At 59.7% G+C, this 21,394-nt stretch carries 21 protein-coding genes and 1 pseudogene; 12 read left to right on the top strand and 10 right to left on the bottom strand.

The genetic code is table 11. From position 1 onward, the window contains the following. Positions 1 to 371: 371 nt before the first annotated feature. From V7082_RS17140 to V7082_RS17115, 6 genes are all read right to left on the bottom strand, one after another. Positions 372 to 953, bottom strand: a complete 582-nt coding sequence (locus tag V7082_RS17140) for a DNA-3-methyladenine glycosylase family protein (protein WP_334150500.1) — start codon at positions 951 to 953, stop codon at positions 372 to 374. A 61-nt stretch (positions 954 to 1,014) separates the two neighbouring features. Further along, complete coding sequence (gene alkB, locus V7082_RS17135) at positions 1,015 to 1,680, bottom strand: DNA oxidative demethylase AlkB (RefSeq protein ID WP_334150498.1); 666 nt, start codon at positions 1,678 to 1,680, stop codon at positions 1,015 to 1,017. Further along, on the bottom strand, positions 1,677 to 2,207 hold the full coding sequence (locus tag V7082_RS17130) for a methylated-DNA--[protein]-cysteine S-methyltransferase (protein ID WP_334150497.1): 531 nt from the start codon (positions 2,205 to 2,207) through the stop codon (positions 1,677 to 1,679). The genes alkB and V7082_RS17130 overlap by 4 nt, the downstream gene beginning before the upstream one ends. A 28-nt stretch (positions 2,208 to 2,235) precedes the next feature. Then, the gene (locus V7082_RS17125) at positions 2,236 to 2,964 is read right to left on the bottom strand and encodes a 2OG-Fe(II) oxygenase (RefSeq protein ID WP_334150495.1); all 729 of its coding nucleotides are present in this window, start codon (positions 2,962 to 2,964) and stop codon (positions 2,236 to 2,238) included. Further along, positions 2,961 to 4,055, bottom strand: coding sequence for a bifunctional DNA-binding transcriptional regulator/O6-methylguanine-DNA methyltransferase Ada (gene ada, locus V7082_RS17120; protein ID WP_334150501.1), 1,095 nt, complete (start codon positions 4,053 to 4,055; stop codon positions 2,961 to 2,963). Before ada ends, V7082_RS17125 begins: the two co-directional genes overlap by 4 nt. 115 nt (positions 4,056 to 4,170) lie before the next feature. Continuing rightward, positions 4,171 to 4,611 (bottom strand): DUF3617 domain-containing protein, encoded by a 441-nt coding sequence (locus V7082_RS17115; protein ID WP_334150494.1) that lies wholly within the window; start codon positions 4,609 to 4,611, stop codon positions 4,171 to 4,173. A gap of 196 nt (positions 4,612 to 4,807) precedes the next feature. On the opposite strand from V7082_RS17115, the gene V7082_RS17110 reads away from it, so the two are divergent. The 7 genes from V7082_RS17110 to V7082_RS17080 all read left to right on the top strand — a co-directional run bounded on the left by V7082_RS17110 (position 4,808) and on the right by V7082_RS17080 (position 11,039). Next, on the top strand, positions 4,808 to 5,656 hold the full coding sequence (locus V7082_RS17110; RefSeq protein ID WP_334150493.1) for an alpha/beta fold hydrolase: 849 nt from the start codon (positions 4,808 to 4,810) through the stop codon (positions 5,654 to 5,656). A 216-nt stretch (positions 5,657 to 5,872) separates the two neighbouring features. Then, the gene (locus V7082_RS17105) at positions 5,873 to 6,919 is read left to right on the top strand and encodes a histone deacetylase family protein (RefSeq protein ID WP_334150491.1); all 1,047 of its coding nucleotides are present in this window, start codon (positions 5,873 to 5,875) and stop codon (positions 6,917 to 6,919) included. 109 nt (positions 6,920 to 7,028) lie between these two features. Next, the gene (locus tag V7082_RS17100) at positions 7,029 to 8,471 is read left to right on the top strand and encodes an FAD-binding protein (protein WP_334150490.1); all 1,443 of its coding nucleotides are present in this window, start codon (positions 7,029 to 7,031) and stop codon (positions 8,469 to 8,471) included. After that, positions 8,468 to 9,322, top strand: a complete 855-nt coding sequence (locus V7082_RS17095; protein WP_334150488.1) for an alpha/beta hydrolase — start codon at positions 8,468 to 8,470, stop codon at positions 9,320 to 9,322. Before V7082_RS17100 ends, V7082_RS17095 begins: the two co-directional genes overlap by 4 nt. Further along, a complete protein-coding gene (locus V7082_RS17090) occupies positions 9,315 to 9,761 on the top strand; it encodes a DUF3617 domain-containing protein (RefSeq protein ID WP_334150486.1) in 447 nt (148 codons plus the stop codon). The genes V7082_RS17095 and V7082_RS17090 overlap by 8 nt, the downstream gene beginning before the upstream one ends. Before the next feature lie 93 nt (positions 9,762 to 9,854). After that, on the top strand, positions 9,855 to 10,358 hold the full coding sequence (locus V7082_RS17085) for an SRPBCC family protein (protein WP_334150485.1): 504 nt from the start codon (positions 9,855 to 9,857) through the stop codon (positions 10,356 to 10,358). A 57-nt stretch (positions 10,359 to 10,415) separates the two neighbouring features. Further along, a complete protein-coding gene (locus V7082_RS17080) occupies positions 10,416 to 11,039 on the top strand; it encodes a glutathione S-transferase family protein (protein WP_334150483.1) in 624 nt (207 codons plus the stop codon). A 68-nt stretch (positions 11,040 to 11,107) separates the two neighbouring features. On the opposite strand, the gene V7082_RS17075 is transcribed toward V7082_RS17080, so the two are convergent. Both V7082_RS17075 and pdxR read right to left on the bottom strand, forming a co-directional pair. Beyond that, a complete protein-coding gene (locus tag V7082_RS17075) occupies positions 11,108 to 11,581 on the bottom strand; it encodes an ester cyclase (RefSeq protein ID WP_334150481.1) in 474 nt (157 codons plus the stop codon). Positions 11,582 to 11,950: 369 nt separating this feature from the next. Beyond that, positions 11,951 to 13,456, bottom strand: a complete 1,506-nt coding sequence (gene pdxR / locus V7082_RS17070; protein ID WP_334150480.1) for a MocR-like pyridoxine biosynthesis transcription factor PdxR — start codon at positions 13,454 to 13,456, stop codon at positions 11,951 to 11,953. A gap of 78 nt (positions 13,457 to 13,534) precedes the next feature. Between pdxR and V7082_RS17065 the strand changes: the two genes are divergently transcribed. Genes V7082_RS17065 through V7082_RS17050 form a run of 4 tightly spaced genes read left to right on the top strand, consistent with a single transcriptional unit; the run spans position 13,535 to position 17,641 of the window. After that, on the top strand, positions 13,535 to 15,559 hold the full coding sequence (locus V7082_RS17065; protein ID WP_334150478.1) for a molybdopterin-containing oxidoreductase family protein: 2,025 nt from the start codon (positions 13,535 to 13,537) through the stop codon (positions 15,557 to 15,559). Then, entirely contained in the window at positions 15,556 to 16,578 is a 1,023-nt protein-coding gene (locus V7082_RS17060; protein ID WP_334150476.1) for an NAD(P)/FAD-dependent oxidoreductase, read from the top strand. The genes V7082_RS17065 and V7082_RS17060 overlap by 4 nt, the downstream gene beginning before the upstream one ends. 8 nt (positions 16,579 to 16,586) lie before the next feature. Continuing rightward, positions 16,587 to 17,309, top strand: coding sequence for a type 1 glutamine amidotransferase (locus tag V7082_RS17055; RefSeq protein WP_334150474.1), 723 nt, complete (start codon positions 16,587 to 16,589; stop codon positions 17,307 to 17,309). A gap of 8 nt (positions 17,310 to 17,317) precedes the next feature. Continuing rightward, on the top strand, positions 17,318 to 17,641 hold the full coding sequence (locus V7082_RS17050; protein WP_334150472.1) for a 2Fe-2S iron-sulfur cluster-binding protein: 324 nt from the start codon (positions 17,318 to 17,320) through the stop codon (positions 17,639 to 17,641). A 754-nt stretch (positions 17,642 to 18,395) separates the two neighbouring features. Here V7082_RS17050 and V7082_RS17045 read toward each other — a convergent pair. Beyond that, positions 18,396 to 18,881 carry a cupin domain-containing protein gene (locus V7082_RS17045; protein WP_334150471.1) on the bottom strand — a complete coding sequence of 162 codons (486 nt, stop codon included), beginning with the start codon at positions 18,879 to 18,881 and terminating at the stop codon, positions 18,396 to 18,398. Between the two features lie 199 nt (positions 18,882 to 19,080). On the opposite strand from V7082_RS17045, the gene V7082_RS17040 reads away from it, so the two are divergent. Next, positions 19,081 to 20,430 carry a sigma 54-interacting transcriptional regulator gene (locus V7082_RS17040; RefSeq protein WP_334150469.1) on the top strand — a complete coding sequence of 450 codons (1,350 nt, stop codon included), beginning with the start codon at positions 19,081 to 19,083 and terminating at the stop codon, positions 20,428 to 20,430. A gap of 566 nt (positions 20,431 to 20,996) precedes the next feature. Here the strand turns inward: V7082_RS17040 and V7082_RS17035 are convergent. Beyond that, positions 20,997 to 21,394 (bottom strand): annotated as a pseudogene (locus tag V7082_RS17035) (hypothetical protein); the annotation flags it as partial.

Below are 21,394 nucleotides of genomic sequence, written 5' to 3'. Positions count from 1 at the left end.
AGAGGCGATCGGGCAAGGCGATGATGCTCAAAAGGTTGATCCTGAGTGAATGAGGAAACGGCGCAATTCGCGGGAGCAATCGGGAGCTTTAGGTAGAATGAAGGGAAGATCGGGCGAGTACGACGAGCGTTGCCCATGCGTGTGTGCTAGGGGCGACCGCATGCCCTGTTTGGGACCTAGTTTCGATATTTGGTGGCAGCATCGGAGACAGCAGTGCCAAGTCTAAGCACCGAATTCAGCGGAACCTCCGCCTAGTTGTCCTCTTGACCGTTGCTGACGGATTATCTGGCGATCGTCTGGGGAGACATTACGCGAACGGCGACTTCCAAGCCCTCCAAGCGGAGTTTGCTCGCGTATTGCAGTGCATGTAGCTAACCCTTCGGAATACGCCACAGATACCAAGAGGCCACGGTGCGATGGGGTGCCCAAATTGCACCGATGTCGCGAAGTATTTTTGGTTTCGGTGGTTCTGGCAGCCCCTTGAGACGACGATATCCCTCGCGCACTCCGAGATCATCAGCGGGAAGTATGTCTCCGCGCTCCAACGTATACATGAGGAGCATTTCCACGGTCCACCGACCGATGCCTTTGATGGCCGTCAGGCGTTCGATCAGAACATCGTCCGCCATGGATTTTGCCTCTCTGCCGGTCGGGACCAATCCCGATCGGGCACCCTCGGCGATGGCCTTGATGGTCGCAACTTTGGTGAGTGAGAAACCGCACGCCCGTAGAAGATCCGGTCGCGCGGTAATAACAGCCGAGGGAGTTGGAAAGCCAGTCTTGGCTCCTATTGCGCAAAGCCTGCCGATGATCGCATCGCCGGCCTTCGCCGTCAGTTGCTGATAAGCAACCGCACGGATGAGCGCCTCGTAAGGCTCCCGGGCCGACTTCGGGTCGTGCGTGCAAGGGCCGATAACAGAAATCGCCCTCTCCCAATCGGCGTCGATCCCCATCAGAAACGCCGTGGCCTTAGCATATCGCTGTTCGACGCCCTTTCCCCCCAACCGTGCCTCCCTACAGCGCTTTGCGGAAGGTAAGATTGATGCGGCAGCGTCCAAGAAGCGGATGGTGGGCATCTTTCAGCGCGTCGACACCGTGGAAAGCGAGTCGCGATGCCCCGCCCCAGACCGCGACGTCACCGTGGTATAGCATCATGCGCTGCGGCTTGTCGGCTCTCTCCAAGCCTCCGAACAGAAACTTTGCCGGAAGGCCGAGTGACACGGAGACGATGGGAGCATGGAAGTCGCGCTCGTTCTTGTCCTGGTGAAGCGCCAGGCGCGCGCCGGGAACATACCGATTGATCAGGCAGGCATCGGGTCGAAAGTTCACAAACCCCGCCGCCTGCGCCGCTCGTTCTGCGAGTGAGTGAAACGCGCCCGGCATCTCCGGCCACGGAATTCCAGTCGAAGGGTCGAGCCTGTCATATCGGTATCCCCTCCGGTCCGATACCCAGCCGCACTCACCGCAATTGGTCATTGCGACCGACATGGCCTGACCGCCGGGCGTCACAAAATGACGGAACGGCGCCGCTGTCGTGACGGCATGAAACGCTTCCATCACCGCGGGGGCGTCCTCAAGCGCAAAGCCCCGCAAAAGTACGGCGCCGACGTTGAGTTCCCGCCGTGCCGGAGGTTGATGATCGCTTTGGAACAGATCAAACGTCGTGTCGCCGCCAGTCATGCAGCCTCAGTCAACTTGAAGGCTGCCCCGCTTTGCTCGCGCGACAGCAGCGTGCGCTTGCGCTTGACACCCCAGCGATAGCCGGACACAGAGCCGTCTTTCTTCACCACGCGATGGCAGGGAATGAGAATGGCAATCGTATTCGCTGCGATTGCGGCAGTGACGTCGCGCGCGTCGCGCGGGGTGCCCATCGCGGCTGCGATCGTTCCATAGGTCACCGTCTCGCCTGCACGGATGCTCCTCAAAGCGTCCCAGACACGCAACTGGTAGTCTGTCCCGCGCACATCAAGCGTCAGACCTGGATCCTGCGCGGGATGTTCGACCACGCCAGCGAGCTTTCCAACGATGTCGACGAGGGAGGCCGGCTCCTCGGTTACAATCGCGCCGCGAAACCGCGCACGTAGGACTATTTCCACATCTTCACGCCTCTCGGCGAATTCGAACGCTACCACGCCAACGTCGGATACGGCGGCGAAGAAATCGCCGAGGGAACTTGTTCCCCACGCATATCGAATGTGTTCGGACATGTGCAGCTCCTTCCCTTCCTCTCGCAGCTCAGGTCGCGTCATGGAAGATGATGCCCACCGTATGACGGCGCCCGCTTCGGATCTCGCTCACGCCGTGCCGCAGATTGACCTTGTATGTTCCACGCGTGCCGCTTACAGGGCGGTGGTGGACGGCGAACACCACGCCATCGCCCTGTCGCAGTGGCACCACGGCAGCCCGTGACTGCATGCGCGGGCGCTGCTCTGTCAGCACGAATTCGCCGCCCTCAAAATCACGCCCCGGTTCTGACAACAGGATCGCCACCTGCAGCGGGAACACATGCTCGCCGTAGAGGTCCTGATGCAGGCAGTTATAGTCACCCGTGACATACTGGAGGAGCAGCGGTGTGGGTCGCATCTGGCCGGCGTCATGACATCGCTTGAGGAAGGCCGCGTGCGACTTAGGGTACTGCACGGCGATGCCCATCTCCCGGTTCCAGCGGTTGGCGATGTCCGCGAGCTCGGGATAGAGGACCGTGCGCAACTCTAGAAGCCGATCCGGCAGGGGATAGTTGAAATACTTGTACTCGCCTTTGCCAAAGCCATGGCGCGCCATGATGATCCGGCTGCGGAACAGCGCGTCCTCCTCATAGAGGCCGGCGATGTCTCGACACGCTCCCGGTGTCAGCAGACCCGATAGGACCGCAAAGCCCTTGGCGTCGAGGGACTTGCTGACTTCAGCCCAGTTAACTATAGGTCCCACTTCATTCGCCGTGGGTCTGCGGAGCGTGGTGCTCATGATTTCACCCCGGATTTGGCTTCGCGCGCAATCAGCGCCCGCTTCCTCTGAACGCCCCAGCGATACCCCGACAGCGAACCGTCGGTGCGCACGACACGGTGGCAAGGGATGGCGATGGCGATCTTGTTGGCGGCGCAGGCTGCAGCCACGGCACGAACAGCCTTGGGCATCCCGATGCGTTCGGCGATTTCCGCATACGTCGCCGTGGTGCCGACGGGTATCTCACGCAACGCGCGCCAAACCCGGTGCTGAAACGCCGTGCCTCGCATATCGAGAGGCAAATCTAGCCCCGCCTCCGGCTCTTCCACGAGCCCGACCACCTTGGCCATCACGTCCTCGAAGGCGCGGTCTCCACCGATCAGCTTCGCCTGAGGAAAGCGATCCTCAAGGTCGTGTACGAGGGCTTCCGGATCATCACCCAGGAGTATGGCTGCGATCCCCTTCTCGCTCGAGGCAACGAGGATGGACCCGAGTGAGCATTCCCCAACCGCGAAGCGCATTTCAGCATTGGCGCCGCCCGAGCGGAACTCCCGCGGCGTCATGCCGAGAACTTCCGACGAATTGGCATAAAAACGGCCGCTCGAGTTGAAACCTGCTTCATGGATCGCTTCGGTCACGGTGTGGGTCCGCTTAAGGTTGTCGCGCAATCGCTTTTGTCGATGCGCGATCGCGTAAGCCTTGGGCGTCACGCCCGCAATGGCTTTGAACACGCGATGAAAATGATAGGTGCTAAGACCCGCAGCCGCTGCAAGCTCGCTAAGTTTCGGCGGCTCCTCTGCGTCCTCGATCATGCGGCACACCTCTGCCACTTTGGTGGCATAGCGATCGTGCAGAGATGGCTCATTGGGTGTGCAGCGCTTGCAAGGACGAAACCCAGCGGCTTCCGCATCCGCGCAAGTAGCGTGAAAGACAACATTCTCGCGCTTGGCAAGCCGCGCCGGGCAGGACGGACGACAATAGACGCCCGTGGTCGCGACAGAATAATAGAAGGTGCCGTCGAAACTGCGATCCCGTCTCTTGACCGCATCCCAATACTGATGCTGCGGATCCCTCACACGCGAGGGCTCGGTCTTTTCCAGCGTCCGGATCATCTTTTTCGCTTTCTTTGTCATCGCAGTCCGAAAAATAGGAGATGATCGGTCCGTAATCACTCCGTTCCTTGTCATCAAACTCGAAGACTTCAATCGTAGCAGATCTGAGGGCTCGTCAGGAAGGCGGCGCGCCGGTCTTGCAGTCGCCCACGCGATGACCGGATTGCCTTTCCGACATCGTCATATTCTTACCACCCATTTTCATGTCAAAGGCTCCTCGGAACCGATCGGGACCCAGCGTGAATTTCGCCCAGGCAATCGCTTGATTGCGTCCTTCACAAACGAGGTCGAAGGTCAGCGTGTCGCCCTGGTGGCGAATGTTGGAGGCGGGGCAGCGCGTGAGGGGATTGTTGTCGCTCAAGACCGCGATACCGTGGGTCTCCGAATCCGTGACACAGATCGTCGCGGTCTTGGAGACGGCCATGTCCTCTACGTGTGGCAGTTCAAGGCGCATCTCCACTTCGTAGGCCCCCGGCACGGGTAAAATTAGATCACCCGCCTGAGCGGAGCCACTCAGCGCTAGGCCCAACAGGATCAATAGCAGTCGTCGCGGCATGGAAATGTCTCCATTTTAACTCGAGCTGGACAGAGTTTGATCCTCTACCCAATCACTGTCGGGACTGCGCCCCGTTTCTTGCTTTCAAATTCCCGAGCGCGCGAACACCGAATTTGACAGCAAGGAACGGGGTGTCGACTTCGGATGCTTCGCCTAGAACCCACCCAAAATACGGATTCAAGCTGGAGTATCGGTCATGTCTCAGAGAAAATTTGTTGCAATCCCATCCGGTCGCATCGCGTACGAGGAACAGGGCGCCGGGCCGGTTGCGCTGTTCGTACACGGTGTCATTGTCAATTCCTATCTCTGGCGTCACCAGCTCGCAGAGCTCTCGGCGATTCGCCGCTGCATCGCCGTCGATCTAATGGCCCACGGCGCTTCCGAAATCGCACCGCAGCAGGACGTCTCATTCGACGCCCAAGCCCAAATGCTGCTCGATGTGCTCGATGCGCTCGGCATCGACATGGTTGATCTCGTCGCCAACGATAGCGGCACCGGCATCGCCCAGATCTTCGCAGCCAACCACCCGGAGCGGCTCAGATCGCTGACGCTCACCAACGGCGACGTTCACGATAACTGGCCGCCAAAGGATTTTTCGGGCTTCCTCGACATGGTCGCGAACGGCGGATTGGCGGCAACGCTGCGCGGCATGGCCGACGACAAGGCCCTTTTCCGCGGTCCGGATGGCCTCGGCGGCGCTTATGAGCATCCCCAAGCCGTAACGGACGCGACGATCGACGCATACCTGACCCCCTATCTCGCAAATCCGGCCCGGCTGCACGATCTGGAGCGCTTCATTCTCGCGTTCGATAACGTCCAGACGCTGCGCATCAAAGGCAAACTTGAAGTTCTCACTGTGCCGACGCTCATAGTCTGGGGGACGGGTGACATATTCTTCGGTGCCGAATGGTCCCGATGGCTCGCAGATACCATTCCAGGTACGCTCCGCCGCGTCGAGGTTCCAGGTGGTCGCCTCTTCCTGCCAGATGAGCGCGCCAGCGAGGTCAATTCCGCCATCCTGCAATTCTGGTCTGAGACGAGCTAATCCGTTGCCAGGTGGTCGCGCAAAACGAGCAAACGCAATGTGTTCTTCATTGACTGAACACGTCTCTCGTGACAAGCGGCTCGTGATGCGCGCCATGGACGAGCTTGTGGAAGCTGGCGTCGCGCGCTGGTCGCTGTTGCCCCAGGGGGGGCGCGCGCTTGCGCTTGAGACAGGCGAGATCTACGCGTTGGAGGCAACCCGTATCCGACGGATAAAATGATCGGCTGCGATGCTAGCTTAGTCCTTTCTCGGCGTGAACTCATTGCAAGCGCAGCGGCGGCCCTTGCGATCTCGTCGCCGCCAGCGCATGCCACGGTCGCGCCTACGATGCTGATTTCTCATCCCGCTTTCGCAGGCCACGATCCCGGCCCATTGAGCGCTGAGCGGCCCGCTCGCATGCGCGCGATCGATCAGGCCCTATCAGACCCGAGGTTCGCTGCTCTGGTGCGCCGTGAAGCGCCCCTCAGAGATGATGCCGAGGAAGCCATCCTGCGTGCGCACGACCGCCAGCACTTGGAGCGGGTGCGCGCGGCGGCCTTGGACAAGGCCCATCTCCCCTTCAGTTTCGATGGCGACACTGTCGTCGCCGCCGGCACGTGGGAAGCGGCGATGCGGGCCGTAAGCGCGGGCCTTATGGGTGTCGACGCCGTTATGGATTCATCGTCGGGGATCAAGGCGGTCTTCTGTCAGGTGCGTCCGCCCGGACATCACGCCGAAGCGCAGCGGACCATGGGCTTCTGCTTGTTCTCCAACGTCGCCATTTCCGGGCTTTACGCGCGTGTCCGCCACGGCGCCGAAAGGATTGCGGTCGTAGATTTCGACGTGCACCACGGCAACGGCACCCAGCGGATATTCTGGTCTGATCGAAGTCTATTCTACGGCTCTACGCACGAGATGCCGCTGTTTCCCGGCACCGGCGCTCTGAATGAAACCGGAGTGGGAAACATCTTCAACGCGCCGCTCAAAGCCGGCGACGGAGGGATCGCATTCCGCTCGGCCATGAAGGAGCGCATCCTGCCGGCGCTCGATGCGTTCCGCCCGGATTTGATCCTCATCTCCGCAGGATTCGATGCCCACGACGGCGATCCGCTGGCCCACCTGCGCCTCTTCGAGGCAGACTTCGCATGGGTCACAGCCGAGCTCATGAGCCTTGCCGCCAGGCACTGTCGGGGCCGCATCGTATCGATGCTCGAGGGAGGCTACGAGCTTGATGCGCTCGGCCGATCCACCGCCGCTCATGTTGCGACCTTAATGGGCGCCTGAAACAAGCGTTCACGCTCTGGATTTGACGGCAAGATTCGGATCGCGCGAGCTGCGTTGCCGTGATGGTTTGCCCGTCAACGGAAAAACCAACACCCAAGGAGCAGCGCACATGGATACGACGATTTCGCGGCGAACCTTTGCAGGATTGCTCGCGGGCGCGGCGTCAGGCGCCGCGCTAATGCCATATTCGGTGCCGCTCGCCCGAGCAGGAGCGGCATCCCCGTTGGCGGATCAACTCGCGAGCGGCCTGACCGACCTCTCGGGCGAGATCGTTGGTGATGTCGCCAGCCGCGCGCCATACGCCGATGATTTTGGCAAGATCATCCGCAAAACCCCGGACGCTGCCCTCATTCCACGCGAGACGAGCGATCTGGTGAAATTGCTGCAATTTGCCAACCGCAAGCGCATCAAGGTCGGTGTGCGCGGCATGGGCCATTCCATGTTCGGTCAGGCACAAATCGACCAGGGCGTGCTTGTCGACATGACCGCGCTCGACTCGCTGCAGATCCTCGACGACGATAGGGTCGAGGTTGGCGCCGGCTCGACCTGGGGCCCCGTCATGGCCGAGGCCGCAAACACAAAGCGCACCCTGCCCGTCGTTAACGACACCTTCTTGTCAGTGGGCGGCTCGCTCAGCACCGCCGGCTTTGGCCCAACGACCTGGAACCAGGGTCTCATGGTCGACAATGCGCTGGAGCTCGAGGTGGTCACGGGTGCCGGCGAGCTGATGCGATGCTCGGAGGAGAAGCACCCCGATCTCTTCAATGCTGTGCTCAGCGGCATGGGACAGTGCGCCATCGTCACGCGCGCAGTGATGAAACTCGTCGCCGCGCCAACGCACGTGCTCTACATTCGCTTCTTCTACAACGACGATGCGCTGCGCGCGGCCCACGATCTGGCACTCCTTGCGAAGGACGGCCGGTTCAACCACCTCGACCTCAGGAGCCGGACATATCCCTTCGGCGGCCTCGAATACTACGTGGAAGGCGGCGCCTTCTATGATGCGTCCAATGCGCCAAAGCTCGATGACTTGAAGAAGGGTCTGAGCTTCTCCAGCGTGGAGCCCAAGACCTGGACGTACGAGGAATATTACCGTCGTGCCGAGTCCTGCTACAGTTGCATTGATGCACCGAAGCCGTCGCTCTACCTGACCGTGCCCGCATCCAAGTTCGATACATTCGTCAGGAAGACGCTGAGCGAGCCAGAACGCTCCGGCTATATCGCGCCATGGTTCTCGATCTGGCGACGAGATGCCCAGAAGCGTCCGCTGGCTCGCGTCGCGAACGAGGAGTTCATCTACCGGACGCAGTTCAATCGCGTGCTGCCCAACTCCGCCGATGTCAAGGCGTTCCTCGCCATCAACCGGTCGCTTTACGAAGAGGCGCGCGACCTTGGAGGCACGCGCCTTACGACCAGCGCCATTCCATTCTCTCCGGAAGATTGGGAACGGCACTACGGCCCTGCATGGAGCGCATTCAAGGCCGCCAAGGAGAAGTACGATCCCAACAATCTGCTCGGCTCATCGCACAACATGTTCCCTTCCAAGGCGTGAGCCAGGTCGTGCCTTTGGACATCGGACCCGTTCTGCAAGCGTACCGGGATGCGGCGTACAACAACGCCGCTGCTGCCCCGACAGGCGGCGCGCTTTTTGCGCGCTTTGCCGAGGAGTCGAAGGCGCTGCGTGCACGTTTCGCGGCGACGATGAGCCTGCCCTACGAGACGCGCGAAAGAGCGCGTCTCGATCTCTTCCCCGGGTCCGATCCAGAAGCTCCGTGCCTCGTCTATCTCCACGGCGGGTATTGGCAAGCGAACAACCGCGAGATGTTCGCCGTATTGGGCGAAGGCGTTGCCGCACACGGTTGGTCCGTCGCCATTCCAGGTTACTCCTTGGCGCCCGATGTGGGGCTACGAGTGATCATCGGTCAAATCGGCGCCGCCCTGGATTGGCTGACGCGCCATCGCCGCCAGTATGGCCTTAGCGGTCCGCTGATCGTAGCGGGATCCTCGGCAGGGGGCCTAATGGCAGCACTGTCACTCGCCCATCCCGCGGTCTTGGCCGGCATCTCCGTCTCCGGCATTTTCGAGCTCGCGCCCCTGCGAGATACATATCTCAATGTCAAGCTCCAGCTCGCAGGTACGGAGATAAGGGATCTTTCGCCAATACGGCGCCCCGTCATCGCTAAACCGTTCGTTGTTGCGTACGGGTCCCTTGAGCTGCCTGCAATCATCGCCAGCGCTGCAGGGTTCTCCGCGCTCCGGCGGGCCGCAGGTGCTCCGGGGCCGTTGATCGAGATCGCTGAGGCCGATCACTTCTCTATTCTCAACGGCTTGCGAGATCCCGACAGCGATCTGACGCATGCCATTCTCGAACTTCGCTCACAAATGGAGCGCACGCATGACTAAATTTCGGATTATCGCGGCAGCTCTCGGAGCGTCCATCGTGTTCGCCGCGCCCGTCCCCCTACAGGCGGAGATGGCCCATGTTCTCGAAGATGGTCTCTACGAGGTCTCCGTTAGCCTCGACATGGGCGCGATGGAGGATCTCAACGCGCGCAAGAGGGTGCAGATTTGCGTGGGCACCGGCGAGGGCCGCAGCCGCGGCCTATTCCTGCTGAGCGGCAACATCCAATTGGCACACTGTCCGGTCACAAACCTGCAAGAGGCCGGCGCAGCACTCAGCTTCGACATCATCTGCGAGGGAATAAATGCCGGCCGCGCGTCCGCTACCTACACGCTTGAGCCCCATGCCTTCGAAGGGCGGCTCGCCATACGCATGGGAGGGAAAAATATGACCATGCGCGAGAGCCAGTCGGGTCGACGCATCGGCGATTGCCCTCGGTAGCGAGCTTCGGATTCGGCAGCAAGAAACGGATCGCCCTGTGTTGGGGAAACCGCGAAAAGCTCCTCACACGTTTTCAATATCCGGAGGAACACTATGAAGACCACAACGCTCGCGGCCATCGCCTTGACCCTCAGCTTCGCGGCAGGTTCTGCCGACGCTGTCGAGATCAAGAAGCAGCTCCCGGTCCAAGGCACGCCCGAAGCGATCTGGAAGATCGCCAATGAATTCTGCTCGATCCAGGATTGGCATCCGGACTTCTCGGGCTGTACCCAGTCGATGAAAGATGGTGTCGTCTGGCGCGTCCTCACCCTCAAAGAGGGCGGCGGCAAGGTGCACGAGAAGCTGACTGACGTCGACGATCTCAGCTACACCTATTCGATCACTGAGGCTCCGCTTCCGCTGAAAGATCACACTGGCAAGATCTGGGTCGAGAAGAGCACCACGGATGGCGAAAGCCTGCTCCGCTGGGAGGTCTCGTTCGGCGTTAATGGAGATGCCGCCAAGACGCAAGAGGTCACCAAGGCTATCGATGGCATCCTCGATAAGGGGCTTGCCAACATCAAGACCATTGCCGCCAACGGCGCGAACTGCAAATAGCCTTCGCGGGGGCGGATGTGGCGATCACGCGTCCGCCCCTTTCTCGGTACGGTTCACATGTTCACTCTCTACTATTACCCGGGCTATTGTTCACTTGGCGATCAGATCGCGCTTGAGTGGATCGGCGCTCCCTACCGGCTCATCAGGGCCGATGACCGGCTGCGCAACTCCGTCGCCTACGCCAAACTCAATCCGTCCCGCACCGTACCGGTGCTCGTCACCGAGGACGGTTGGGTCCTGAGCCAGAACGTGGCCATCCTCAATTTTCTGGCCGAGAGTTATCCGGGCGCGCATCTCAACGGTGATGGTTCTGTTCGACGCCGCGCCATCATCAATCGCTGGCTCGCCTATATCGCCGCCGATGTGCACAAGGCCTTCTCACCCCTGCTGCATCCCGAGCGGATCATCGGTAACGACAGCTCGAAGGAAGCAATTTTAGCGCATGCGCGTTCGACGCTGCGAATGCATTTCGGCGTCCTAGACCAGCAACTGCAAGACAATCCCTGGATCGCCGGTCCCGACCGCTCAATTGCCGACCCTTATTTGTTCGTCGTGCTGAGGTGGGCGCATGCGGTCAAAGTTGATCTCAGCGATTATGACACGCTGACCGCTTATTATCGCCGTCTTCGCAATGATGCCGACGTTAAGGTCGCTCTCGCGCGCGAGCAATCTGGACTCTGAGAGGGACACCACTAGGGGAAGCGACCCCGGTGATAATTCCGAGGCCGTCCCTTTGGTAATTGATTACGTCAAGCCGCACTGCGCGTCGGCCAATTGCCGTCCGGGAGGAGACCAAGCTGCTGAAGAGCGGTCAGAGCACCCTCCTCGCCGATCTCCTCGACGATTTTACCGTTCTGGAGTTTGAACACCGTGGTGCCACTGAACTTCATCTTGCGGCCGGAATTGGCCGGCAGCGCGCCGACCGGAAGATCCTTGAAGGCAGGTCCGGTGTGCGTCCCGCCACCGTCCCAACGGCCGACGACATACTCGCCCTCTGCGATGAGGTCGCCTACTCCCCAGAAGTTGAGATCTGGAAATGCGGCGCGAAATTCGCTCATCATTTTCCTCACGGCGTCGCGGCCGCGGATGGGCCCGTGCATCGGATAGTGCACTAGCACGTCAGGGTCGGCCAGCTTGTCGATGACGCTGAGGTCGACGGGATTGCCCCAGAACTTCTTGAACCACTCCTCGACAATGGCTTTGTTCTCATTTTCTTTAGTCATGTTCATCTCCTTCGTTGACTTGATAGGACCCAACGCTAGGAGTTGTTCGCAGCCATGACACTTCGTTTGTTGCTGCGGAAATCGTGGTTTGGAGCTGCATTCATCATTAGTCACGGCTACGTGTAGCTCATACAGCTTGATGCATCGCACAGTTCTGCGCCGATTCTCATCCGAACAATCGATGGTGGCCAACATCGCGACGTTTGCCGCCGATTACCCAACCGCCGGACTGCGAGAAGGCTCCAAAATCCGGCAGATGCGGTTCCGTCACATGATCTCGCGCCGCGCAATCCCCGCTTGGCTTACGCATCGCCTCGATCGGAATCCATGATGCACTGGTCTGGTAACGAGTTCCAGCTTGGCCGTGCGTCATCGACTCGTCGACGATCGGGCGCCAAGTGACCTCGCAAGTTTGCACATCGCCCCCTCGACGTCTTGCGGCGTGAGCGCGACGTAGCCCATGACCCATCCCGACCGTTGTGGGCGTGCCAGATACAGACGACGAAGCGAAGGAAGCTCGACACCAAGCTTTGCCGCGGTGGCGATGGATGAGGCTTCGCCGACGTCATCGTGCACATCACAAGTGATTTGAAATCCGCCATTTGCGACGCCGCATGAAGCGTAAGGACTGAGATATCGAGCGAAAGCTTCCAAAAACGCGTCGCGACGTCCTTTGTAGAGTTGGCGCATACGCCGAATGTGCGCCGTGAAATGTCCGGACGCCATAAACTCAGCGAGCACGGCCTGATTCAAGAGTGCCGAATGCCCATCCACTAGCGTGCGTGCCGTAACGAACGCCTTCACGAGATGCGCCGGTGCCACCAGATAGGCGAGCCGCGCGCCGGGAAATAGCGTCTTGGTGAACGTACCGACATAAAGAACTGACGCGGCAGGATCCAAGCCTTGAATGCAGGAGATCGGCGCGCCCGCGTAGCGATACTCGCTATCGTAGTCGTCTTCAATGATCCATGACCGATTTCTTCGCGCCCACTCTATCAATGCTATACGGCGGTCAAGGCTCAAGGTCACTCCGGTCGGATACTGATTCGAAGGTGTGACATACACACCGCGAATCGGCACACGGTGGCGCGAGAGAGCATCGACCTTGAGGCCATCACTGTCGACGCCTATAGGGAGCAATTGGGCACCGGCCATTCGCAGCGCGGCCTTGACGCCCGGATATCCTGGATCTTCTACGGCGACGGTCTCACCTGGATCGAGCAGCAACGAGGAGATCATCGCAAGCGCCTGTTGAGAACTCGTCAACACAACGATGTTCTCGGCAGAGCACCGCACGCCACGATGTGCTGCAAGATAACGCGCGATCTCGTCTCGCAGGGATCCGAGACCTTGTGGGTCTGAATAGTTTAGAACGGCTTCCTGTTGCTCACGCATGACGCGCGAGGCGATACGGTTCCATACCGTTGCAGGAAATGCGCGCATATCCGGCATCGCGGCTGCAAACGCGCGTGCGCCCGGATCACGGACGCCGCCTAGCTCGAGGATAACGTTTCCGCGGCTGGCGAGCGCAATCTCGGCCCTCCGACTCCGACTGTTCTGAGCCGGGCTGTGCAAGAGGTCTGATCTCGAGTCCGCAACGAAGGTGCCGCTCCCGTGCAGGCGTTTCAGAAATCCTTCACTCTCAAGATGCTGATAGGCAGCTTCAACCGTGTCGCGAGCAACACCGAGTTCCGTTGCCAATGTCCGGGAAGATGGTAGCCGATCTTGCCTTTTCAAGGCTCCGCTGACGATCAGTCTCCGTATCGCATTCTGAATGCGCGTCGCAAGATTGAGCCCCGTGTCTGCTTGTTCTTCGAGCAGATGGATCAAAGAGCCAGCAAATTTGTCCCGCATGAAAGTGGTCTGCCCCAGCATGCCAAAGTGGCCGGATAATGCAATCCAGTTTCTTGTTATTCAATAGCGATGTCGATGCGAGCTTGGAGCGAGAACCCGATGTCGAGTGAGAAGGTGGTCGTGAAAACCACGTGTCCTCGTGATTGCTACGATGCCTGCGGAATTTCCGCGCTAGTTCGCGATGGGGCGGTCTACAAGGTGCTCGGCGACCGGGACCATCACGTCAGCATGGGTGGACTCTGCGGGAAATGCGCGCTCGCTTACAACGGCGTCTATCTTGACCCGGAAAAGCGTCTCAAAACACCTCTGCGGCGTGCCGGAAAGAAAGGACATGGTGTCTTTGAGCCAGTCAGTTGGGAAACAGCTCTTGGCGATGTTGCGGGGCGATTAAAGAATACTCTCGCAACCCGTGAGGCTCGCTCGATCTATCACACGCACTACACCGGAACCGTTTCCATGGTAGCCGGATGGTTTCCGATCCGCTTCTTCAACAAATTAGGTGCCACGGAGGTCGATCCCGACACGGTGTGCAATAAGGCGGGCCACGTGGTGCTGGCGGAGATGTTTGGCACCTCGCTAACCGGCTTCGATCCGGAGCAGCTGTCGAACGCAAAGACGCTTGTGGTGTGGGGTGCAAATCCTTCCACCAGTGCGCCGCACATGCACACGCGCTGGATCAAGAAATCCGACGCTAAAATCATTGTCGTGGATCCGATCGCCCACGACACTGCGAAAATTGCTTCGCTTCATCTTCAGTTGAGGCCCGGATCGGATGCGGCGCTCGCGTTCGGCATGCTCCACGTTCTGAACCGCGCGGCACTGCTCGATCGCTCGTTCATTGCTGAGCATGTCAGCGGTTTCGAGGCGGTTGAAGCGGATATCGCGCGAGCGACACTCTCCTGGACATCGGCGATCACCGGAGTTCCCGAGGCACTAATTGAGGAGGCCGCGTTGGCCTTCGGGTCTGGGCCATCACTTCTCTGGCTCGGCCAGGGGGTTCAGCGTCAGCCTACGGGCGGCAATGTGTTTCGCGCGCTGGCTCTTCTAGCGGTAGCGACCGGGCAAATCGGCAAGCCAGGGGCAGGCTTTTGCTACATGAACGGGCCGGAGACCCGCGGCGTCGATATGAGTTTTCTGATGGCGCCGGAGCTACGACCCGACGACGGCTTATCCATCAGTCACATCGATCTTGCCGATCATCTCTCAGATCCGATGCGGGTTTCTACGCTCTTCACCTGGAATAACAACATCGCAGCCTCGAGCCCAAATCAGTCGAAGCTGCGCCAAGCTCTCGAGAGGGAAGATCTGTTCACAGTCGTGACGGACATCTTCATGACCGATACCGCGGCTTATGCCGATTACGTGCTTCCTGCGGCCAGCTTCCTCGAGTTCGACGACATCGTATTTCCCTACTTTCACAACACCGTCTCCGCACAGGCCAAGGCGGCAGAGCCGTTGGGCGAAGCGCTGCCCAATCAGGAGATCTTTAGACGACTATCGGCCGCTATGGATTATCGAGATCCTGAGCTCTTCGAAAGCGATCGTTCGATGATAGACCGCCTGCTGGGACAAACGACCTTTCCTGGGACGTTCGACGATCTGAAGCGCCTCGGTACGGCAAACCTCTACGAGACGCCTAAGGTCCAGTTTGAGGACCTCAAGTTTGCCACCCCTTCAGGACGCATTGAGATCGTGAGCGCGCGTCTTGCGGCAGCGGGTCACGCTGCAGCGCCCTACGCCTTTGCCGATGCCCCTCCCGGCGTAAATCGGTTGCGCGTCTTGTCGCCAGCCTCTGAGTGGCTGATGAACTCGAGCTACGGAAACGACGAGCGTATCCGCTCACGTATCGGTGAGCCTAGGATGTTCCTCAACCGCACCGATGTCGAAGAAAGGGGCCTTTCAGATGGAGACACCGCCACGTTAGCCACCGCCGCAGGCCGTCTTACATTGAAAGTCGCGATCTCCGCCGACGTGCCGCAGGGTGTGGCCTTGGTTCATAAGGGACATTGGCCGCATCACGCTGGCGGGCATGCCAACGTGAATGTGCTTAACCCAGGTCTTCGGACTGACATCGCCGACAGCACGGCCGTGCATGGTGTCGAGGCGGAGCTCATTCGCGCATGAGCTGGAAGTACGAATCCGACATTTTGGTTGTTGGCGCGGGTCCTGTAGGTTTGTTCACTGTCTTCGCATGCGGTCAGCTCGGCATGCGCTGCCATGTGGTGGATGCATTCTCGGAGATCGGCGGGCAGTGCATCGCGCTCTATCCCGAGAAACCCATCTACGACATTCCTGGGTTCCCGTCAGTGCGGGCACGCGAACTGATCACCCGTCTTCGGGAGCAAGCCAAACCCTACCGACCCAAGTTCAGCCTGGACACCCTTACCACTGGGCTACGCCGCGATAACCGATGGTTCTTCATTCAGACGTCGAAGGGCGACGAAATCCTCACACGCGCGGTCATTGTCGCCGCGGGACCTGGCGCCTTCGGCCCCAACCGCCCTCCTTTGGCTGGTATCGAAGCGCTCGAGGGGACCTCGGTTCACTATTGGGTGACGGATCCGCAGCAACTACGCGGAAAGCGTATTGTCATCGCTGGCGGAGGCGATAGCGCCGTCGACTGGGCAATCGTCCTTTCTGACATCGCGGCGTCGGTGACTCTGGTTCATCGGCGGGCGAAATTTCGCGCGTCACCAGCTTCGCTCAGCGCGTTGTTGCAGCTTAGCGACAACAAGAAGGTCGATCTCCGCGTTCCGTTTCAGATCTCTGCGCTCGAAGCCGCCGAACAGCGCCTCGAAGCGGTCACGATTGAAGATATGGACGGGAAGCGCGAAACGCTCGATGCTGACGTGCTCTTGCCCTTTTTTGGACTTTCGTCAGATCTCAGCGCGCTTTCCGAGTTCGGGCTCGGGATCGAGGGCAGCACGATCCCGTGTGATCCGCTGACCATGTCGACACGCGCGTCCGGCATCTTCGCCGCGGGCGACGTCGCATTCTATGCCCACAAAGAGAAGCTTCTTGTAACCGGGTTCTCTGAGGCAGCGATCGCGGCTCGATCAGCGTTCACTTACGCGTACCCAGACAAGCCTTATCATTTCCAACATTCCACGGACCGCGGCGTGCCGCGCCCCGTCAGCGCTTAAGGTCAGACATGAAAATACTCGTCCTCCAACACGTCGACGTCGAGCATCCCGGTATATTCCGAGATTTCATGCAGGGAGAAGGTCTGTCGTGGGACACGGTTGAACTCGATCAGGGCGAAAACATCCCGGATGTCTCTCGTTACGATCTCATGCTGGTGATGGGCGGACCGCAAGACGTTTGGCAGGAGGATGAATTCTCCTGGCTCCGGGAGGAAAAAGCTGCCATTCACCGGTTCGTTGCAGATCTCAAGCGGCCTTTCCTTGGTGTATGCCTGGGTCACCAGTTGCTGGCCGAGGCGCTCGGCGGCAAAGTAGGACCGGCCCGAGAGCCAGAGGTCGGTGTTCTGACCATCCAAAAGAGTTCTGATGGGCTCACGGATCCCGTCATGGCCAGCGTTCCCAATCCTGCCACTGTTTTACAATGGCATGGTGCGGAGGTAGTCGCCGCTCCCCCGGGCGCCAGGATTCTCGCCTATTCGGACAGATGCGCCGTTCAATCCTTTCGCTACGGGCGCCACGCCTATGGCGTCCAGTTCCATGTCGAATTGACCGAGGAGACCGTGGCTGCGTGGGCGTCAATCCCTGTTTATGCGGCGGCACTGGACTCCGCGTTGGGGCGCGGCGCTGCGCTGCGCCTGAAGGAACAGGTCGTCCACCTTATGCCGGCTTTCAATCGTGATGCCCGCGCCATCTACGACGCTTTCATGTCGCAAGTCCGCCAGACTGTCTGAGGCGCGCGATGACCGCAAACGAAATTCTCATAGAGGTCGATGACGGCCGCCAAGTTCACCGCTTCTCATGTAAGCCCGGTCTTAGCCTCATGGAGGCGATCCGCAACGCCGGCTTGCCACTCGAGGCTGCGTGCGGAGGATCACTCGCCTGTGCCACCTGCCATGTCGTGGTGTCTAACGAGGATTACGATCGCGTGGGCGAACCAGGTGAGGACGAGGAGGATATGCTTGATCAGGCCTTCGGCGTGACCCGTACATCGCGGTTGGGGTGTCAGATCCTTCTCAGTCCGGCTCTTGATGGGTTACGTTTGCGTCTGCCAGCACGATCGTGATCACTCATGTCTGGTCGCCCGGATGGGTTGTGTTGCAACACGCCTGCATTGATCAATCCCAATTGATTAGCCGCACTTATAGAAGACGGGCTGTGTTGGCCCAGTATGGATTTGTCGGCGGACTTCAAATTATGCGGGTCAGAGCGGCGCAAGCCACGCCAGGCAGCTACCATCGTCGCTGCTCTTCGCAATTCGCTTTTAATAGAAGGTTCATCGGGGAGGCAGGGCACCTCGCGCGCATTCTCCGATCCGCTCACCATACTGAATCTCGACGTTTGTCACAATGTCCTGGGCATTCCTGATTTCAATTCGACCGCGGAAGCCGTCTGCCTCCAGCGCGAACATCCCGACCGCCGAGTTCTGTTCTCCGGTTAGGCATTGCGCCATGAATCCCGTGCGAAACTCGCCCGCGCAGATTTCATATTTTGGACACGAAGAGGCTGGGGAGTTGCTTAGCATCTCAAAAATTACGTGGCCGGCAATAGCTTGAGGCTCGAGACATCTTTCGACTTGCCGTGTGGTCGTCTGGCGTCCGCTCGCCGGATCCTCAACGAGGACATCTATTTTATAGCGACCAGGCTTCAACACGTGGGTGAATCCGGTGGCATCAGCCGAGGATGTGGTCGCGAAACTTGCAACCATAACAAGTGCAACTGATCGAGACCTGATTGTCATCGTGTTCTCTCGCTCGAACTCGTATTGAAGAAGTCCGGACAGTGCCGCGATGCGGCACTGTCCGGCAGTCGGGGGAAGTCTATCGTTTCGGAGGCGGCTCCGGAAAATACTGGATGTCGAATGGACGGGAAAGCTTGAGATAGAGTACGCATGGCGCGCCCGCTCCGCATTCGAGGCCGTGGGGCGGGGCGCTTCCAGGAAAGCTGATATAGGTTGGTCCAGCAAACTCGGTCCGCGTGCCATCGTGCGCAATGAGCGTAAAGGCACCGCTCAGCCACATATAAAGCTCGTCCGAGGTGTGGCTGTGGTTAGGCACCTTATAACCCGCTGGAAAGCGTAGCAGCGCTTCGGCTTCGCCTTTACCGAGATCGCCGCGCAGCACCGCGATCTCACCTCCTTTCGGCAAGCCTTCTACCTCAAGTGGTCCCCACACGACCTTGGAGACATCGACAATGGTCTGGTCTTTACCGAACGAGAGCGGATTGGCGTTGGATCCGAGCTCTGCTGCAGCCGTCGGTTGGGCCGCCAACAGAAGCGCGCCGAGCAAGGCATAGTGTCTACGCATGGTGTTTCCTTTCCCTTGTGCCCGCATTCGTACCGCAAGGCTCTTCTCCGACAGCAGATTGCGTGCCAATCCACCTAGCGTAGAAATTCCGCTGTCACGTCATTGTGTTGGATGCAGTGGGACTTTCGGTCGGTGGGCGATTGCCAATTTTCGCGAAACCAGTATCGTCATATTTCAATACTGGTTGTGAAATATCGCAATGCACGCTGAACCCGTTACCATCGTTGGCCAGAGCGCAGCCCTAACGCAGTGCCTGGAACGAGTTGATGCCGTCGCCGCAACTGATGCCACGGTCCTCGTTCTTGGGGAATCGGGCGTCGGCAAAGAGCTTGTCGCTCGCCGGATTCACGAAAAGAGCCGCCGCGCCGGGGGGCCTTTGGTTGCCGTAAATTGCGCAGCGGTACCGAGAGATTTGTTCGAAAGTGAATTCTTTGGCCATGTGAAAGGCGCGTTCAGCGGCGCCACGCGCGACCGGAGAGGTCGTTTGGAAGCGGCCCATCGTGGGACCCTGTTTCTCGACGAGGTCGGAGAGATTCCCCCTGAGCTTCAGGGCAAGCTCCTGCGCGCTCTTCAGCAGATGTCATTCGAGCGGGTTGGTTGCGAAGAGACCCGTCACGTCGATGTACGCGTCGTTGCGGCGACAAATCGCTCTCTGCTTGAAGATACGTCGGTGGGACGCTTCCGCCGCGATCTTTATTACCGCCTGAGCACGTTCCCGATTGAATTGCCTCCCCTACGCGAGCGACCGGACGATATCGGCCCACTGGCCGAATACTTCTTGATCGAAATTGCGCGGCGGCTTCGCCGAGAACGGCCTCGCCTGACGCCGCAGCACTTGGAGCGCCTCAAAGCCTATGACTGGCCAGGAAATGCGCGCGAGCTCCGCAATGTTTTAGAGCGTGCCGTCATTCTTGGCGAGATCCCGAATTTCGATGGCGTCCTGCCGACGGCTCCCAAGCAACGCTTAGCCGCCATACCACGCGAGCCATCGGATACAGCCGGGCAATCCGGCTACATTACCGCTGCGGAGTTCCTCGCATTCGAACGCAACAATCTCATAGCCGCGCTCGAAGCCGCAGGCTGGCGCGTATCAGGGCCGCAGGGGGCAGCGAACCTTCTTGGGATGAATGCCTCCACGTTGGCGTCTCGGCTGAAGGCCCTCGCGATCGAACGGCCAGCCCCCAATTCTCTCTATGCGCGCCTCGGCGGGCGATCTCGCGTTGCGGCGTTGGCACGGGATCTTCTCGGACGCGTTCAAGCGGATCCACAGGTCGGCCGATTCTGGTCCGACCGCAGCTCGCTCGGAATGCGCCAGGAAGAGCGGCTTTTGATCCAGTATCTCTGCTCGGTGCTTGGCGGTCCTGGGCACTATGTGGGACGAACCATGATTGATGCACACGCACACCTCGAAATTACGACGGGTGACTGGGTCGTGTTCGGGCATCATCTGGAGCAGACATTCGAGGCGCACGGGATCAACGGGGCTCTCAAGATTGCGCTTAGCGATCTCATCGGAACTTTGAAAACCTCAATCGTGAGGCATGCATAGGCTCTGCACTGCTAAACGCCGTCAGACGTCCCTCATCGACCTTGGTATACGTTGGAGCGGTCGGCGATCGCGTTTCTGTCAAGGCCGACAACACGCTGGCTGCGGCGGCCGTTAGCACGGGACGCACGCGGCGGCCCTCGCGGTAGGTCGATGTGCGGCTTGTGGAAATGCTAGAGGACGATCAATGGACGGTCACGTGCCGCTTGCGCAGCGCACTGCGTATATGGGCTGGATGGAGAACCGAAACTCCGGCGAAAGGGTGTGACTGCCGCTGCGGGCGAAGGCTATTAGCCGACTCCACGGGAGGCTTAGACCCTGGCGATCGCAGCGCTCAAAACCTAGCGCGACTGGAAGACGTGCATCGAGTTCGATGGCGCGATCGCGCGGATACTCGAATTCGTGAATGTCAACTTAGAAACGTCACGGACGCACGAACACGCCGCTTTGTCACGACCCGAAGTGAGCTGTATCGCCGACAGAAGCGATGCGACGAGGTTTGCTAGTGTGCCTACGCTCTGCGAAGCGTCAATGGTACGATAATTGTTCCTTGAGTAACTTAACGGCCCTCAATCTCTCGAGGCATAGCCGGCATCCGTCCTGACGAACGACTTGAACCGTTGCCGACCTTCATCCTCGGTTGCGAGTTCCCGTGCGCGCGCAATGGTTTCGGCTCGCGCCTGAGCCGCAACCAGGCCTTGGAGCGCGAGAGACTGTTTGACGCCGAGTCCCGTGAGCTCGTTTCCGGCTTGCGCGGCTTCCAGTGCGCCGGCCGCATCGCGCGAGCGGCTCAGGGCGTCGCCGAGAAGGTGCGTGTCATTCTCGATCCCGTCGGCGATCTGGCCCTGCAGGAAAGCGGTGCGTTGGAAGGCAGCGTAGGACTCTTCCCACCGCGCACGCGCATTGTGCACTGCATCGTCGTGGGTCAGCGCTGCGGAGGCCTCCTTCGGGAACATCTGCTGGTAAT

The sequence above is a fragment of the Hyphomicrobium sp. genome, from assembly GCF_036833075.1.
GTDB lineage: Bacteria > Pseudomonadota > Alphaproteobacteria > Rhizobiales > Hyphomicrobiaceae > Hyphomicrobium_C.
Note: the sequence above shows the minus strand (reverse complement) of the source record. Positions and strands in the feature narration are given on the sequence as shown.